Here is a 14901-nt window from a genome sequence, read left to right on the forward strand (position 1 = left end):
TCTTCATAAGTTAATTTCATAATAAAAACACCCCAAAAGTTAGATTTTTTTCTGTCTAACTTTTGGGGTGCAGTTCACACAAGGGGTTGGTTGTTTTTTATCTTTCCTCTGGTATAATAGAAGGCAAAGTAAGGAGAAAAAGATGACAGCTGCGTTAATTATTGGTTCTACAGTTTGTGATGTGATGATTTACTTGGATCGTTTGCCGAGTCGTGAAGGAGATGCCCATATTGATCACCAGCAATGGTCTGTGGGAGGTTGTGCCTTTAATGTCGTTAATATCCTTCATTTTTTGTCGCAACCCTACCAGTTTGTCTCGCCAGTCGGTTCTGGAATATATGGTGATTTTATTCGGAGAGAGTTGAAACAATTAGGGATTTCCTCTAACATCTCATTAGAAGGGGCCAATGGTTGCTGTTACTGCTTTGTAGAGTCTGATGGTGAGAGGACCTTCTTATCGGACCACGGAGTGGAGTATAGCTTCCAAGCAGAGTGGCTAAAAGAGATCGAGACAGATCGGTTTGATTACATCTACTTATGTGGCCTTGAAGTCGAGGAGCCAACCGGTCTGGCATTGGTCCAGTCTGTTTCACAACTAGAGGGCCAGGTGATTTTCGCACCTGGGCCACGCGGACTCTTGATTCCAAAGGATCGACTGGAAGCAATTTATGATCTGCATCCAATTCTCCATGTAAATGAGGCTGAAGCACTGGCTTTTTCAGGGTGTAGAGAGATCCAGCCAGCCATCGAACACTTGTATCAAAGAACGGGACAATTAGTCATTGTCACCTTGGGTGAAAACGGAGCGGTTGCCTATGATGGCAACTGGTATGAGGCAGACGGTTTTCCAACAGAAGTTGTCGATACAGTAGGCGCTGGAGATAGCCATGTGGGTGCCTTCATATCCGCTCGTTTAGAAGGCTTAGATATCGCGCAAGCTTTAAGATTTGCCAACAAAGTCTCTAGTCAGATTGTTGCAAGTAAGGGCGTTCATTTGACAAAAGAGCAGCAAGAAGCCCTACGAACAGAATTGAAACAAAAATAAAAAAGAGAGTGGGACAGAAATCGGTAATTCGTTAGAATTCGATTTCGTCGTCCCACCTCCGCACAGTTGAGTAGGGCTGTAAAAGCTGATGAAATCAGCGTAGTAGAGCCCACTCAACCACTGTGTCTTGCTCGACAATCCAAAAATAATTGAGAGGCTAGGACTTTTGTCCCAGCCTCTTATTTGACGTTATCCGCTTGGCCCTTTGTATCTTACTACAATGGCCGCTTATTGGGCATGCCTGCTTTTCTTGGGTATTTATTGGGTGTTTCTTTTTTCTTTTCGACTACAGTGATATAGCGTGGATCGCCATTTGGCAACTCATATTGTAAATTGTCTTCAACCTTGCTAAAGAGCAGATTGAGGGCATTTTTGGCTTCTTCCAACTCTTCTGGAGCATTGCTAGCCTTGAGAGCAAGAAGACGTCCTCCTACTTTCAAATAAGGAATGGTCAGCTCAGAAAGGACCTGCATCCGAGCAACAGCGCGGGCAGTTACGATATCAAATTGGGCACGAAAAGCCTTTTCTTGCGCAAAGTCCTCCGCACGTCCATGGTAGAAATGAACTCCGCTCAAACCTAACTCTTCAGCCAGCAAGTGGAGAAAATTGATCCGCTTATTCAGGGAATCAATGATGGTCACATCCAGCTCAGGGAAAAGAATCTTCATAGGAAGGCTTGGAAAGCCAGCACCAGCACCGATATCCAAGAGACGGACGGGTTGATTTTCGATCAACCCCTGCAAGATGGGTGCGATAGAGTCATAAAAATGCTTGAGATAGACTTCGTCTTTTTCGGTGATGGCAGTGAGATTAATCTTTTCATTCCATTCCACGAGGAGCTCAAAATAGCGTTCGTATTGCTCTTTTTGGCGATCAGTTAATGGGAAGCCGAGATCGGCTAAACGGACATAAAATTCTTCTGGTTTCATGCTTTTATTTTACCACAAAATAAGGGAAATTTGATATACTGGTAGAAAGAAATGAAAGGAATTCAATAAAATGATTTGGATTATTCTTGGGATCATTGTGGTCCTTGTGTTGATTGTAGTAGGAGTTTACAACGGTTTGGTGAAAAGCCGGATGCAAACTCGTGAAGCATGGAGTCAAATTGATGTACAATTGAAACGTCGGAATGACTTGATTCCAAACTTGATCGAAACCGTTAAAGGCTATGCCAAGTACGAAGGAGATACACTAGCAAAAGTGACTCAACTTCGCCAACAAGTGGCTCAAGCTACTTCACCTGCAGAAGCGATGGCAGCCAGTGATGCTCTTTCCCGTCAAGTAGCCGGCATCTTTGCGGTGGCTGAAAATTACCCAGACTTGAAGGCTAACACCAACTTCATGCAATTGCAAGAAGAATTGACCAATACAGAAAACAAAATTTCTTATGCTCGTCAATTGTACAATAGTGTCACAAGCAATTACAATGTCAAGTTGGAAACTTTCCCAACAAACGTAATTGCTGGAATGTTCGGCTTCAGACAAGCTGAATTCCTTCAAGTGCCTGAAGAAGAAAAAGCAGTACCAAAGGTGGACTTTAGCGGATTAGGAGACTAATATGCTTTTTGACCAAATTGCAAGCAATAAAAGGAGAACCTGGATTCTCCTTATTGCTTTTTTCATACTCTTGGCCCTCATCGGAGCAGCCGTTGGCTACCTCTGGTTAGGCTCCTCCCTTGGTGGCGTCATTCTAGCTTTGATTATTGGTGGAATCTATGCCTTTAGCATGATTTTCCAATCCACGGAAGTTGTCATGCGGATGAACGGGGCGCGTGAGGTAACGGAAGAGCAAGCTCCTCAGCTCTACCATATTGTCCAAGATATGGCTATGGTAGCTCAGATTCCCATGCCTCGGGTCTATATTGTGGATGATCCTTCGATGAATGCATTTGCGACAGGGTCCAATCCTCAAAATGCTGCTGTTGCAGCAACGACAGGTCTTCTGGCTGTGATGAACCGTGAGGAATTGGAGGGAGTCATCGGACACGAAGTCAGCCATATTCGCAATTACGATATTCGCATCTCTACGATTGCAGTGGCCCTTGCCAGTGCCATCACCATGCTTTCTAGCATTGGTGGCCGGATGATGTGGTGGGGCGGTGGCCGTAGCCGGGACGATGATCGAGAAGGTAGCGGTGGTTTGGAGATTGTTATGTTGATCCTTTCCTTGCTTGCCATCGTTTTAGCGCCATTAGCAGCGACCTTGGTCCAGTTAGCCATTTCTCGTCAACGGGAGTTCCTAGCAGATGCTTCAAGTGTTGAATTGACGCGGAATCCTCAAGGGATGATCAATGCTTTGTTAAAGCTAGACAATAGCGAACCCATGCAGCGACATGTTGATGATGCGAGCAGTGCTCTTTTTATCAACGATCCTAAAAAAGAATCCGGATTGCAAAAACTCTTTTATACCCACCCACCCATTGCTGAGCGGGTGGCTCGCCTAAGAAAAATGTAAAGAAAGAGGCTGGGCAGTTTTTGCCCAGCCTTTGATGTTTGATAGAGATAACTGTAGGACGCAGTGGTTGCTTTCTACAAGCACTACTTTGAGATGGGGGAAAAGATTTTCCAAGAAAATTTCCTAAGTCTTTGTTTCCTTTATCAGTAACCTCCAATAGTCTTACTGGTAATTTCAATTACGTCCACTTTTTTCTCTCATTAATTGGACATAACCCTTTGTTTCTATTTTTGAATTTAAAAACGAGAACTCTCCGCACATTTTATCATAAAAATGATTATAATCTTCTTGAGAAAAATCTCCTAAAATCTCTATTTCAAGATAAAATCCAAGACCATCAATCTTATCTAGATTAATCGTTTTATTTTCTAGAGCATTATGGTAAGTCTTTCTGTATTTACTTATTGTGAAGACATTTGAAAAACCGGTTTGCAACATCTTCCTTACAAATTCTAATTTTTCAGACTCCAACTCTATTTCACTTTCATTCCACATTCCTTGTTTTATTGTATCTTTTCTTGTGAAAATACATGATATATTGTCATCTTCTTGACGAATCCTATAAATAAAACTTCCTACCTCATCATTTTCAAATTCTTTTCCTTTTGCTTTAAAATATTCATCAACTTGCTTATTTTCACACTTAAATTTATATTGTTTTTCTAAATATGAAATAGCCTTATTATAATCTCCCTCATCATTGAGTGCGAATCTAACTTCTAATTCATTCATTTATTTTACCTCTCAATTCTTCAATGGATGGAGTCTCTTTAAATTCACTCAGTCTATAGTAAACTTCTAGAGATGTTTTATAAACACAAAGCTTAATGTTATAATTATCAAGCAAATTTTTTAATCGTATTCCATAAAAACATTTACTGCATCTGCATTTTCCCTAATTATACAATATATAAATATATCATGCAAGTGTTTTTAAATCTGTATTTTAACCCTATCTTACTAATTTATTTGCTAGACAAGAGGACGGTGCCGAAACCAAGGATGGCAAAGGCTCCCCAAGCTAGGGGAAGGCTCCAGATAGCTAGACTAGAAAAGAGAGCTGTCCCAAGTGGCATGGCAAAGCTGACCATCAGTCCCAAAAAGCTAGAGGTAGAAGCTAATTTTTCAGCGGGTAATTTACTCATTAAAAGACTGGAAACTTTTGGGTTGATTTTTGCAACAAGATAACCAAGGAATGTGATGAGTAGAAGGAAAAGAATGTCCCAGCGTACCAGGATATTTGTGAGCCCAAGCATGGTCAGCCCACCTGCGATCCACAGGAGGATATGATGGAGAGATTGCTTGGAAAAATAGTCATGGGGTGTCAAGCTAGCCCAGACCATGCTTAAAATAGTCACTACCTCTAAAATCAAGAGGGATTGGCTAAAACTCAACTGAAAGAAGGGGGAGTGAAGCAGTTGCAAATTGTAGATACCAGAGATGGATCCCCCTAGGGCATTGATAAGAACCAATGAGAAGAGCAACTTGCCAAAGTGGTGGACCTCCTCATCTGCAAAAATACTTTTAGCGTTCTGGTACATCTCTTGGCATTCGTGTACCAAAGAATTCTTACTTTGGGGCTCAATGACGGGATCATGTGTCAGCTGCTTTTTTCTCATCAGGAGACAGGTAGAAGACAGGAGAAAAGTCAATGCATTGATCGAAGCGACCAGGGCAAAATTTTGATGGCTGATGGCTAGCAACCAAACTCCTAGAGCTTGTCCAGAAATCGAGCAGACCATACTAAGTAGTTGGTTGAAGGAATAGGCCTCCATCAAATCCTCGTCGGGGATGTTCTTTTTCATGATAGGGAGTTGCAAGCCTCCGCGATAATCACTCAAACAATCTGAAACTATGTTTAAGAAGCAAACAATCGAAAAGGCAAGGTAACCCGGAATCTTGGTCATGAGAGCAATAAGGATGAAGAGGATGGCTTGAAGATAGCCAATGCGGATCAACCAGTTAGCTTTTTTCTTCGTGCGGTCAGCCTTCATACCAACAAAAATGCTAAAGAGGCTAGGAATAAATACAATGAGATTGGCAATGCCAACTGCCAGACTAGGCTGAGGCATGCTGGCAGCAAAGACCACAAAGACCAGATTGTAGATGGCAGCACCAAGGGTATTCAAAAAGCGAGAAAGGCTGAGTAAGGCAAAAATTTTATTACGAGCTAAGAGTTTCATAAGCCTTCCTCCTTCACGTGATCAGTTGCTAGGACTTGTTTGATAGATCGAACGATCTGTTTGAAGAGGTCTAGTTTCTCATCATCAGAGAGAAGAAGTTCCTGATCCTTCAGATAAACGCTGGTATGTGAGAGAAGAAAGCGGAGGAAGTGGTTTTTTAGTTTGGTCATCATGGGAAGAACCTTCTTTCTTTACTTGATAGTCCTATTGTAAACCTAAAAAGCAAGAAAAAATTAATGTTGCATATTTTCAACAAAAACTCACAGAGTAGATCTGTGAGTTTTTTAGGTTTCTTTGATGAGTTCCTGCATGCCCTGTCTGTAGTAGCTGGCACTGTCCTTACAATCCAGAATAGAGAGAACCTGGATGGCCTGTTCCATCTTTTCAAGACCGATTTCTTTTTCTCCCTTTCGATAGAGAAATTCTCCTTTGGCGTAGAGATAAACCGTCCGAAGGTAGGCTTCGTTTTCAGAGTAAAAGTGGTCGTTAATTAGTTGGTCAAAATAAGATGCATCTTCAAATTCATTTGAACTAATGGCCAGAAAGAAGCCATTAAGAAAAATAGAGTTAAGGGCAGGACGAGAAGAGTCTAGGAGAAGCTTGAAATCATCTCTTTGGACCAACTCCTCTGTGTATTGTCTATAGAGCTGACTAGAGAAAAGTGGAGAGGTCAGAGAAAACAGGTTTAATTCAAAAATTCCCCAGATCGTGACAGAGAAGAGATAATCATGGAGGAAATCCAGTTCCTCTTGGCTAGAAGTGAGCTCCACCTCAGGATAGAAGCCAAGCATTTGGGCCTTGAGAATAATGCTGGCTAAGAAGTCTTCTTTTTTGTGATCTTTCTGATAGGCTAGCTGGTAGTTTTGGTACAAGGCTTGATCGTGTTCCAAGCTCATGTTTTCATAGTGCTCTTTCAACAATTTGGGAATAAAAGAGTGCTGATCGATTCCAGCTAGATGAGAGAACTCACTGAGGCTGGTTTTGATCTGTTGCAAAGCCTGAAAAAACCGTTGGGTCGTCAGGTCATTTTCCCCTCTTTCAAATCGAGATAACATGGAGCGCGAAAATTCGCCACCCGTAGCTTCCTCTAAAGAGATGTGACGACTTTCACGTATTTGCCGAAAAACAGCTCCGATTTCTTTCATGAATTCTCCTCTATCTAACATTGCTCAATGCCCTAGCCAGTGCCCCTCTTTTGTCCAAGAGATGGTGGGACCTTGTGTACAACACCAATTGGCCTAGTTACTGTATCTTTTTCATGATTATAACAAATTTTTGAGGAGACTTCTTGGTTGAGGGGCAGCTTCATGATATACTAGTAGTATCTAGAAGATTTGAGGACAAAAGAATGAACTTATATACACAAGAAATCCGTAAAAATCCTGAAGGACTAGCTTTTGATCAAGAGTTGGATTTGTTAAAGGATCTGCAAAAGCGTAATCCAGAAATTCTTGATTTAAAGAATGTGACAGCGACAGGACGAGTAGCCTATGATACAGGCCTCTATATCTTGGATTACCAGTTGAGCTACACCATCGTTTTGGCATCTAGCCGAAGCATGGAGCCTGTCGAGCTTCAAGAGAGCTATCCTGTAACAGAGGTGTTTGCGGAGGATGTACAGTCTGACGCAGATATCGAGGCCCTAGAGGAAGACTTGATCCTTCCAATCGAAGGTGGGAAGATTGACCTGAGTGAGAGTGTAGCAGATAATATCCTACTCAATATTCCTCTCAAGGTTCTCACTCCAGAAGAAGAGGCTGGACAAGGTTTTATCGAAGGAAATGATTGGAAAATCCTATCCGAAGAAGAATACCAAGCCGCTCAAGCGATTAAGAAAGAAGAAAACAGTCCTTTCGCCGGTCTAAATGGCTTGTTTGACGAAGAATAAGCTAGAGATTGCATTTGATAAATTTAGACATAAATACAGGTCTTTTCTTTGAGGAAAGACCTTCTTTTGATATACTAGGATTAATAAACAACAGAGGGGAGACCTCTAAAAAAAGGAGAAAAAGTATGGATACTTTATTTATTCCAGGTTGGTTGATTACTTTTGTAATCGTAGCCATTCTTGTATTGATCTTGTTGGTCAAAGGGTATGTCAATGCTAAACCCAACGAAGTCGTGGTCATTACAGGTCTTCGGAAACAACGTCACTTGCGTGGGAAAGCTGGCTTTATGATTCCCTTTGTCGAACAACGCTCTTATCTTGATATTGAGCAATTCTCGACAGATGTTCGGACGTCAGAAGCAGTCCCAACACTTGACTTCATTAACGTCCGTGCCGATGCGGCTGTTAAATTAAAAATTGGTACAACCGATGAAATGATTGCCCGGGCTGCAGAAAACTTCTTGAACTGGAATACGACAGATATTTCCAATTCTGTCCAAGATGTCTTGGAAGGAAACCTGCGGGAAGTGATCGGTCAGATGGAACTCCGTAAGATGGTCAATGACCGTCAAGAGTTTGCCTCAAAAGTGCAGGACAACGTAGCACCAGACTTGGCTAAAATGGGTCTAGAAGTCATCGCCTTTACGGTTCAATCCTTCTCTGATGAAGGGGGAGTCATCGATAACCTCGGGATTGAAAATGTTGAAACCATTAAGAAAGATGCCTTGATTGCCAAAGCCAAAGCAGAACGCGAACGCAAGGAAGTCGAAGCAGAACAAGATAAATTGGCCAACGACAAACGCGTCGCTGCCGATCTTGAAATCGCGCAAAAACAAAACGAATTAAAACTCAAACAAGCAGCCCTCAAGCAAGAAGCAGATATTGCCCAAGCAAAAGCAGATGCCGCTAAAGGGATTGAGGCAGAAGTGCAACGTCGTGAACAAGAGCGCGTGGCAGCCGAAGCCAATATCATGAAGCAAGAAAAAGAAGCAGAAGTCAAAGAGCGCGAAGTTAAGGTTCGTGAACAAGAATTGGATGCCAATATCCGCAAACAAGCTGAAGCTGAAAAATATGCGCGTCAACAAGCTGCAGAAGCAGAATTGATCGAACGCCAACGCAAGGCGGAAGCAGAACTCTTCGAAACACAAAAAGAAGCCGAAGCTCGAAAAGCTCAAGCCGAAGCTGAGAAATTTGCCCAATTACAAGAGGCCGAAGCTATTGAAGCCAAAGGTCGTGCTGAGGCAGAAGCCATTCGCTTGAAACTGGAAGCTGAAGCCAAAGGTTTGGACCAAAAGGCCGAAGCGATGAAGAAAATGCAAGAAGCAGCCATTACTGAAATGGTCGTTGACAAGTTGCCTGAAATTGCGCGTGCTGTCGCAGAACCATTAACCAAGGTTGATAAGATCACCATGTACGGGGAAGGCAATGCTTCTAAGATGGTGGGCGATATTATGCAAAGTATCGACCAAGTCTCTCAAGGAGCCGGATTTGATATTCGTCAATTGCTAGCAGGAGCCCTTGGGGTCAATATGACGGTCAATAAACTCAAAGAAGGAGAACAACCGGTCATTGAAGCAGAGGAGTTAGCTTCTAAAGAAGATTAATGCCATTCATCAAGAAGTGTCTGAGAACTGTTTCTCGGGCACTTTTGTTTTTAAGATCAAATGACTTGCATGATCTTCTCCCTCTTGGAGAAGGCGGGAAGCTATTTTCTGCTTTCTTTTGAGGAGGAAAAATGGTAGAATAAAGGCAAACTATAAAGAGGAGTGTCACATGACTAAAGCAAACTTTGGTGTTGTTGGTATGGCCGTAATGGGTCGTAACCTTGCCCTTAATATCGAATCTCGTGGCTACACAGTTGCCATTTATAACCGTAGTAAAGAAAAAACAGAAGATGTAATTGCTTGCCACCCTGATAAAAACTTTGTGCCAAGCTATGATATCGAAAGCTTCGTAAACTCAATCGAAAAACCACGTCGTATCATGCTCATGGTTCAAGCAGGACCTGGTACAGACGCAACTATCCAAGCCCTTCTTCCACACTTGGATAAAGGTGACATCTTGATCGACGGAGGAAATACTTTCTATAAAGATACCATCCGTCGTAATGAAGAATTGGCGAACTCAGGAATCAACTTTATTGGTACTGGTGTATCTGGTGGGGAAAAAGGTGCCCTTGAAGGTCCTTCAATCATGCCTGGTGGGCAAAAAGAAGCGTATGACTTGGTAGCTGACGTTCTTGAAGAAATCTCTGCAAAAGCGCCTGAAGATGGAAAACCATGTGTGACTTACATCGGTCCTGATGGAGCTGGTCACTACGTGAAAATGGTCCACAACGGGATCGAGTACGGGGATATGCAATTGATCGCAGAAAGCTATGACCTCATGCAACACTTGCTTGGACTTTCTGCAGAAGACATGGCTGAAATCTTCACTGAATGGAACAAGGGTGAATTGGACAGCTACTTGATCGAAATCACTGCGGATATCTTGAAACGCAAAGACGACGAAGGTCAAGATGGACCAATCGTAGACTACATCTTGGACGCTGCAGGAAACAAAGGAACTGGTAAATGGACTAGCCAATCAGCGCTTGACCTTGGTGTGCCGTTGTCACTCATCACTGAGTCAGTATTTGCCCGTTACATCTCTGCCTACAAAGAAGAACGTGTACATGCTAGCAAGGTTCTTCCAAAACCAGCTGCATTCAAATTTGAAGGAGACAAGGCTGAGTTGATCGAAAAGATTCGTCAAGCCCTTTACTTCTCAAAAATCATCTCTTACGCACAAGGTTTTGCGCAATTGCGTGTTGCTTCTAAAGAAAACAACTGGAACTTGCCATTTGCAGACATCGCATCTATCTGGCGCGATGGATGTATCATCCGTTCTCGTTTCTTGCAAAAGATCACAGATGCTTACAACCGCGATGCAGATCTTGCTAACCTTCTATTGGATGAGTACTTCTTGGATGTCACTGCTAAGTACCAACAATCAGTTCGTGACATTGTAGCTCTTGCTGTTCAAGCTGGTGTGCCCGTACCAACCTTCTCAGCAGCCATCACTTACTTTGATAGCTACCGTTCAGCGGATCTTCCAGCGAACTTGATCCAAGCACAACGTGACTACTTTGGTGCTCACACATACAAACGTAAAGACAAAGAAGGTACCTTCCACTATTCTTGGTACGACGAAAAATAATCTTGCTCTATGGTCAAACGAGTTCTACTAGTAGAAAATGAGAATCAAATCGCTCGCTTCATTGATTTGGAACTTCAAAAAGAGGGGTATCAAGTTGATGTGGTCGAGGATGGAAAAGCGGGTCTGGCCTTGATTGCTGCGACCAAATATGATCTGATCTTGTTTAATTACGATCTGTCAGATATGTCTGGTGAAACATTCGCAGAGGAAATCAGTCGGATTCGCCCAGCTTCTGTTTTGATTGTTTTGGATAGCCGCGAAAAAATTGCTGAGCACAAAGAGAGTATTCAGCGCTTTGCCGTTTCCTATATGGTCAAACCCTTTATTATCAGCGATTTGGTAGATAAGATCACAGCCATTTTTAGAGGACGTGATTATATTGACCAACATTGTAGTCAGATGAAAATCCCAACATCATACCGCAATTTGCGCATTGATGTGGAACACCATACCGTCTATCGTGGGAAAGACATGATTAGTTTGACCCGCAGAGAGTATGATCTCCTGGCGACCCTGATGGGGAGCAAGGGAGTGGTGACACGAGATCAGTTATTGGAAAGTGTCTGGAAGTACGAGAGTACAGGTGAGACTAATATTGTGGACGTCTATATCCGGTATCTTCGTGGGAAAATTGATCTACCAGGTCAAAAAAGCTATATTAAGACCGTTCGTGGGATTGGCTATGCCATGCAAGACGCATTAGAATAAAACATTCGAACCCTTAGAGGGTTCGAATGTTTTTATACTTCAAGGGAAACGTTTGCGTCGAAAAAGAATGAGTTTTAAAAAGAATATGGCTTAAAAAAGATAAAATTTGGAGAAAAAAATGAATGTAAGGCTTTACAAATTTTTAAAATATGGTATACTAGAAACAAATTAAGCGCAAACGTTTTCTTAAAACAAAGCCTTAAACAATATAAGGAGGTTGAATGATGAACAAAGGATCATTCAAAAGTTTATTTAGCTTTGAATTCTGGCAGAAGTTCGGTAAGGCCTTGATGGTCGTTATCGCTGTCATGCCAGCGGCTGGGTTGATGATTTCAATCGGGAAATCTATCCCTATGATCAACCCGAATTTATCTCCACTTGTTATTACAGGTGGAATTCTCGAACAAATCGGTTGGGGGGTTATCGGAAACCTTCACATCCTCTTTGCCCTTGCTATCGGTGGTAGCTGGGCCAAAGAACGTGCAGGGGGTGCCTTTGCAGCTGGTCTCTCTTTCATCTTGATTAACCGTATTACCGGTGCAGTTTTCGGAGTGACATCTGCAATGTTAGCTGATAAGGCTGCTACGGTTCACACAATCTTCGGTGGATCAATTAAAGTTGCGGACTACTTTATCAGTGTTCTTGAAGCTCCAGCTCTTAATATGGGGGTATTTGTAGGGATTATCTCAGGTTTCGTTGGAGCAACTGCCTTCAATAAATACTACAACTACCGTAAACTCCCAGAAGCCCTTTCTTTCTTCAACGGGAAACGCTTTGTACCATTCGTTGTTATCGTTCGTTCAGCTCTTACAGCCTTGGTTTTGTCAGCCTTGTGGCCAGTAGTTCAATCAGGAATTAATGGATTTGGTGTTTGGATCGCCAACTCACAATCAACAGCTCCAGTATTGGCACCATTCTTGTTTGGTACCTTGGAACGTCTTCTCTTGCCGTTTGGTCTTCACCACATGTTGACCATTCCAATCAACTATACTCAATTGGGTGGTAGCTACCAAGTTCTTACAGGTGCTGCCAAAGGAACAACTGTATTTGGACAAGATCCACTTTGGTTGGCTTGGGTAACAGACCTTGTCAACTTGAAGAAAGCTGATCCTAGCCAATACCAACACTTGCTTCATGCTTACACACCAGCTCGTTTCAAAGTTGGTCAAATGATCGGATCATTTGGTATTTTGATGGGGATTGTGGTTGCCATCTACCGCAATGTGGATCCAGATAAAAAAGAAAAATACAAAGGGATGCTTTTTGCAACTGCCCTTGCAACATTCTTGACAGGTGTAACAGAACCAATTGAATACATGTTCATGTTTATTGCTACACCATTGTACATCATCTATGCTCTTGTTCAAGGGGCTGCCTTTGCAATGGCTGACTTGGTTAACCTTCGAGTTCACTCATTCGGTTCAATCGAATTCTTGACACGTACCCCAATGGCCATCAACGCTGGTTTGGCATTAGATATCTTTAACTTTGTATGGGTAACAGTCCTCTTTGGATTTATCATGTACTTCATTGCCAACTTCATGATTAAGAAATTCAATTATGCGACTCCAGGACGTAACGGTAACTATGAACAAAATGATGATGCCCCTTCAGGAGATGGTGCAGCAGCAGGTGCTGCTACAAGCTCAGCAAGCTCACAAGTCATTAACATTATCAACCTTCTTGGTGGACGTGCTAACATCGTCGACGTTGACGCATGTATGACTCGTCTTCGTGTAACCGTTAAGGACGCTGAAAAAGTCGGAACAGAAGAACAATGGAAAGCTGAAGGCGCTATGGGTCTTGTCATGAAAGGACAAGGGGTCCAAGCGATCTACGGACCTAAAGCTGACGTATTGAAATCTGATATCCAAGACGTTCTTGATTCAGGTGAAGTCATTCCTGAAACACTTCCTAGCCAAATGACAGCAGTTCAAAAGGCTGAAGCAACCTTTAAAGGGGTAACTGATGAAGTTCACTCTGTTGCAGATGGTGAAGTGATCAACATCGAAGATGTGAAAGATCCTGTATTCTCACAAAAAATGATGGGAGACGGATTTGCAGTTGAGCCTGAAAATGGCCACATCGTTTCACCAGTTGCTGGTAAAGTTACTAGTGTCTTCCCAACCAAACATGCCCTTGGTTTGGTAACAGATAATGGTTTGGAAGTCTTGGTTCACATCGGTCTAGATACTGTTAGTCTTGAAGGAAAACCATTTGAGGTTAAAGTTTCTGAAGGTCAAACAGTGGCTGCTGGAGACCTCTTGGTAGAAGCAGACCTTGATGCGATCCGTGCAGCTGGTCGTGAAACTTCAACAATTGTTGTCTTCACAAATGCAGATGCGATTAAATCCGTTAAGGTCGAACATACTGGTAAATTGGCAGCAAATGCGCCAGTTGCAACAGTAGAATTATAAGAGACGTCGGCAAAGAAAATGAGGTTGGGGCAGTGCACCCGGCCTCTTGCCGTTTCTTGATTTGGAGAGAAGGAGAAATCAGGGGATGAAATTTTTAACATTAAATTCCCATAGTTGGATGGAAGAGAATGCTCAGCAAAAATTTGAAACCCTCAAGGAACAAATTTTAGAAGCGCAATATGATGTGATCTGTTTCCAAGAGGTCAATCAAGAAATGGCCTCAGAAGCAGTCGAAACAGATGAGTATTATCAAGCTTTGCCATCAGCTGTAGCCATTCACAAAGATCACTTTGTTCGCGTATTGGTAGAAGAGTTAGCTGCTCAAGGACTCCATTATTATTGGACTTGGGCCTACAACCATATTGGTTATGATCATCTCAATGAGGGTGTAGCGGTTCTTTCGCGTCAACCCTTGAAGGCGGATGAGATTTTGGTATCCAATATGGATGACCCAACGGACTATCATACGCGTCAAGTGGCCGTTGCCCATACAAGTGTGGATGGCAAAGAAATTGCTGTTGCCAGCGTCCATCTTTCTTGGTGGGACAAAGGTTTCCAATTTGAGTGGCCACGCATTGAGAACTACTTCAGCCAAGTAGGCAAACCCTTTATTCTAGCTGGTGATTTCAATAATCCTGCTGGTCAAGAAGGGTATGAGACGATTCTATCCAGTTCCCTTAAACTTCAAGACAGCTTTATAGAAGCCAAAGAAACAAAGGGGACTTATACTGTAGGCCCTGGAATCGATGGCTGGACGGACAATCAAGTTCCATTGCGAATCGATTACATCTTTGCAAGTCCAGAATGGGACATCCAGCGTCTACATGTCATTTTTGATGGTCAAAACAAAGCCCATGTCAGTGATCACTATGGCTTAGAAGCTGAATTGTCACTTTAATATTAACGGAGAGTCGAAAGGAAAACGATTTTATTCAATCGTCCTTCGACTCTTTTTTATGGATCAATGAGGAGCAAGCATAGGGGATTCTCCTGTTCTTCTGCTT

Annotated in this window: 14 protein-coding genes; 9 read left to right on the forward strand and 5 right to left on the reverse strand. The window is 42.5% G+C overall.

Features of this window, described 5'->3' with window-relative positions; translation table 11 throughout:
• Positions 1–142 precede the first annotated feature (142 nt).
• Positions 143–1045, forward strand: coding sequence for a carbohydrate kinase family protein (locus tag M1G14_RS07590; protein ID WP_061591062.1), 903 nt, complete (start codon positions 143–145; stop codon positions 1043–1045).
• A gap of 215 nt (positions 1046–1260) precedes the next feature.
• On the opposite strand, the gene rsmG is transcribed toward M1G14_RS07590, so the two are convergent.
• The gene (rsmG, locus tag M1G14_RS07595) at positions 1261–1974 is read right to left on the reverse strand and encodes a 16S rRNA (guanine(527)-N(7))-methyltransferase RsmG (protein ID WP_061591240.1); all 714 of its coding nucleotides are present in this window, start codon (positions 1972–1974) and stop codon (positions 1261–1263) included.
• A 70-nt stretch (positions 1975–2044) separates the two neighbouring features.
• Here rsmG and M1G14_RS07600 point away from each other — a divergent pair, with 70 nt between their 5' ends.
• Both M1G14_RS07600 and htpX read left to right on the forward strand, forming a co-directional pair.
• Positions 2045–2605: a LemA family protein gene (locus M1G14_RS07600; RefSeq protein WP_049472048.1), complete on the forward strand. Its 561-nt coding sequence runs from the start codon at positions 2045–2047 to the stop codon at positions 2603–2605.
• Between the two features lies 1 nt (position 2606).
• Positions 2607–3503 (forward strand): zinc metalloprotease HtpX, encoded by an 897-nt coding sequence (htpX, locus tag M1G14_RS07605; protein ID WP_003017370.1) that lies wholly within the window; start codon positions 2607–2609, stop codon positions 3501–3503.
• A 174-nt stretch (positions 3504–3677) separates the two neighbouring features.
• Here htpX and M1G14_RS07610 read toward each other — a convergent pair whose 3' ends face one another.
• The 4 genes from M1G14_RS07610 to M1G14_RS07625 form a co-directional block, all read right to left on the reverse strand.
• Positions 3678–4235 (reverse strand): CYTH domain-containing protein, encoded by a 558-nt coding sequence (locus M1G14_RS07610; protein WP_061591239.1) that lies wholly within the window; start codon positions 4233–4235, stop codon positions 3678–3680.
• Positions 4236–4468: 233 nt separating this feature from the next.
• Positions 4469–5686 carry an MFS transporter gene (locus M1G14_RS07615; RefSeq protein WP_247926475.1) on the reverse strand — a complete coding sequence of 406 codons (1218 nt, stop codon included), beginning with the start codon at positions 5684–5686 and terminating at the stop codon, positions 4469–4471.
• A complete protein-coding gene (locus M1G14_RS07620) occupies positions 5683–5859 on the reverse strand; it encodes a hypothetical protein (RefSeq protein ID WP_162837396.1) in 177 nt (58 codons plus the stop codon). Before M1G14_RS07620 ends, M1G14_RS07615 begins: the two co-directional genes overlap by 4 nt.
• Positions 5860–5970: 111 nt before the next feature.
• On the reverse strand, positions 5971–6831 hold the full coding sequence (locus M1G14_RS07625; RefSeq protein WP_061591237.1) for a helix-turn-helix domain-containing protein: 861 nt from the start codon (positions 6829–6831) through the stop codon (positions 5971–5973).
• A gap of 203 nt (positions 6832–7034) precedes the next feature.
• On the opposite strand from M1G14_RS07625, the gene M1G14_RS07630 reads away from it, so the two are divergent.
• The 6 genes from M1G14_RS07630 (at position 7035) to M1G14_RS07655 (ending at position 14795) form a co-directional block, all read left to right on the forward strand.
• Positions 7035–7574 carry a YceD family protein gene (locus M1G14_RS07630; RefSeq protein WP_061591236.1) on the forward strand — a complete coding sequence of 180 codons (540 nt, stop codon included), beginning with the start codon at positions 7035–7037 and terminating at the stop codon, positions 7572–7574.
• 125 nt (positions 7575–7699) lie between these two features.
• Positions 7700–9178: a flotillin family protein gene (locus M1G14_RS07635; RefSeq protein ID WP_003017392.1), complete on the forward strand. Its 1479-nt coding sequence runs from the start codon at positions 7700–7702 to the stop codon at positions 9176–9178.
• Positions 9179–9347: 169 nt separating this feature from the next.
• Complete coding sequence (gndA, locus tag M1G14_RS07640) at positions 9348–10772, forward strand: NADP-dependent phosphogluconate dehydrogenase (RefSeq protein ID WP_049474030.1); 1425 nt, start codon at positions 9348–9350, stop codon at positions 10770–10772.
• Between the two features lie 9 nt (positions 10773–10781).
• Entirely contained in the window at positions 10782–11480 is a 699-nt protein-coding gene (locus M1G14_RS07645) for a response regulator transcription factor (RefSeq protein ID WP_247926476.1), read from the forward strand.
• Between the two features lie 224 nt (positions 11481–11704).
• Positions 11705–13897: a PTS transporter subunit IIBC gene (locus tag M1G14_RS07650; RefSeq protein ID WP_061590852.1), complete on the forward strand. Its 2193-nt coding sequence runs from the start codon at positions 11705–11707 to the stop codon at positions 13895–13897.
• Positions 13898–13982: 85 nt separating this feature from the next.
• Complete coding sequence (locus tag M1G14_RS07655; RefSeq protein WP_247926478.1) at positions 13983–14795, forward strand: endonuclease/exonuclease/phosphatase family protein; 813 nt, start codon at positions 13983–13985, stop codon at positions 14793–14795.
• Positions 14796–14901: the final 106 nt, after the last annotated feature.

The sequence above is a fragment of the Streptococcus parasanguinis genome, assembly GCF_023109675.1.
GTDB lineage: Bacteria > Bacillota > Bacilli > Lactobacillales > Streptococcaceae > Streptococcus > Streptococcus parasanguinis_I.

Bases quoted from the DNA above. Each gene is read 5' to 3' on its own strand.
- M1G14_RS07645 (WP_247926476.1), top strand. From the start codon at position 10,782: ATGGTCAAACGAGTTCTACTAGTAGAAAATGAGAATCAAATCGCTCGC.
- M1G14_RS07655 (WP_247926478.1), top strand. From the start codon at position 13,983: ATGAAATTTTTAACATTAAATTCCCATAGTTGGATGGAAGAGAATGCT.
- M1G14_RS07600 (WP_049472048.1), top strand. From the start codon at position 2,045: ATGATTTGGATTATTCTTGGGATCATTGTGGTCCTTGTGTTGATTGTA.
- M1G14_RS07630 (WP_061591236.1), top strand. From the start codon at position 7,035: ATGAACTTATATACACAAGAAATCCGTAAAAATCCTGAAGGACTAGCT.
- M1G14_RS07610 (WP_061591239.1), bottom strand. From the start codon at position 4,235: ATGAATGAATTAGAAGTTAGATTCGCACTCAATGATGAGGGAGATTAT.
- M1G14_RS07590 (WP_061591062.1), top strand. From the start codon at position 143: ATGACAGCTGCGTTAATTATTGGTTCTACAGTTTGTGATGTGATGATT.
- rsmG (WP_061591240.1), bottom strand. From the start codon at position 1,974: ATGAAACCAGAAGAATTTTATGTCCGTTTAGCCGATCTCGGCTTCCCA.
- M1G14_RS07615 (WP_247926475.1), bottom strand. From the start codon at position 5,686: ATGAAACTCTTAGCTCGTAATAAAATTTTTGCCTTACTCAGCCTTTCT.
- M1G14_RS07635 (WP_003017392.1), top strand. From the start codon at position 7,700: ATGGATACTTTATTTATTCCAGGTTGGTTGATTACTTTTGTAATCGTA.
- M1G14_RS07625 (WP_061591237.1), bottom strand. From the start codon at position 6,831: ATGAAAGAAATCGGAGCTGTTTTTCGGCAAATACGTGAAAGTCGTCAC.
- M1G14_RS07620 (WP_162837396.1), bottom strand. From the start codon at position 5,859: ATGATGACCAAACTAAAAAACCACTTCCTCCGCTTTCTTCTCTCACAT.
- gndA (WP_049474030.1), top strand. From the start codon at position 9,348: ATGACTAAAGCAAACTTTGGTGTTGTTGGTATGGCCGTAATGGGTCGT.
- M1G14_RS07650 (WP_061590852.1), top strand. From the start codon at position 11,705: ATGAACAAAGGATCATTCAAAAGTTTATTTAGCTTTGAATTCTGGCAG.
- htpX (WP_003017370.1), top strand. From the start codon at position 2,607: ATGCTTTTTGACCAAATTGCAAGCAATAAAAGGAGAACCTGGATTCTC.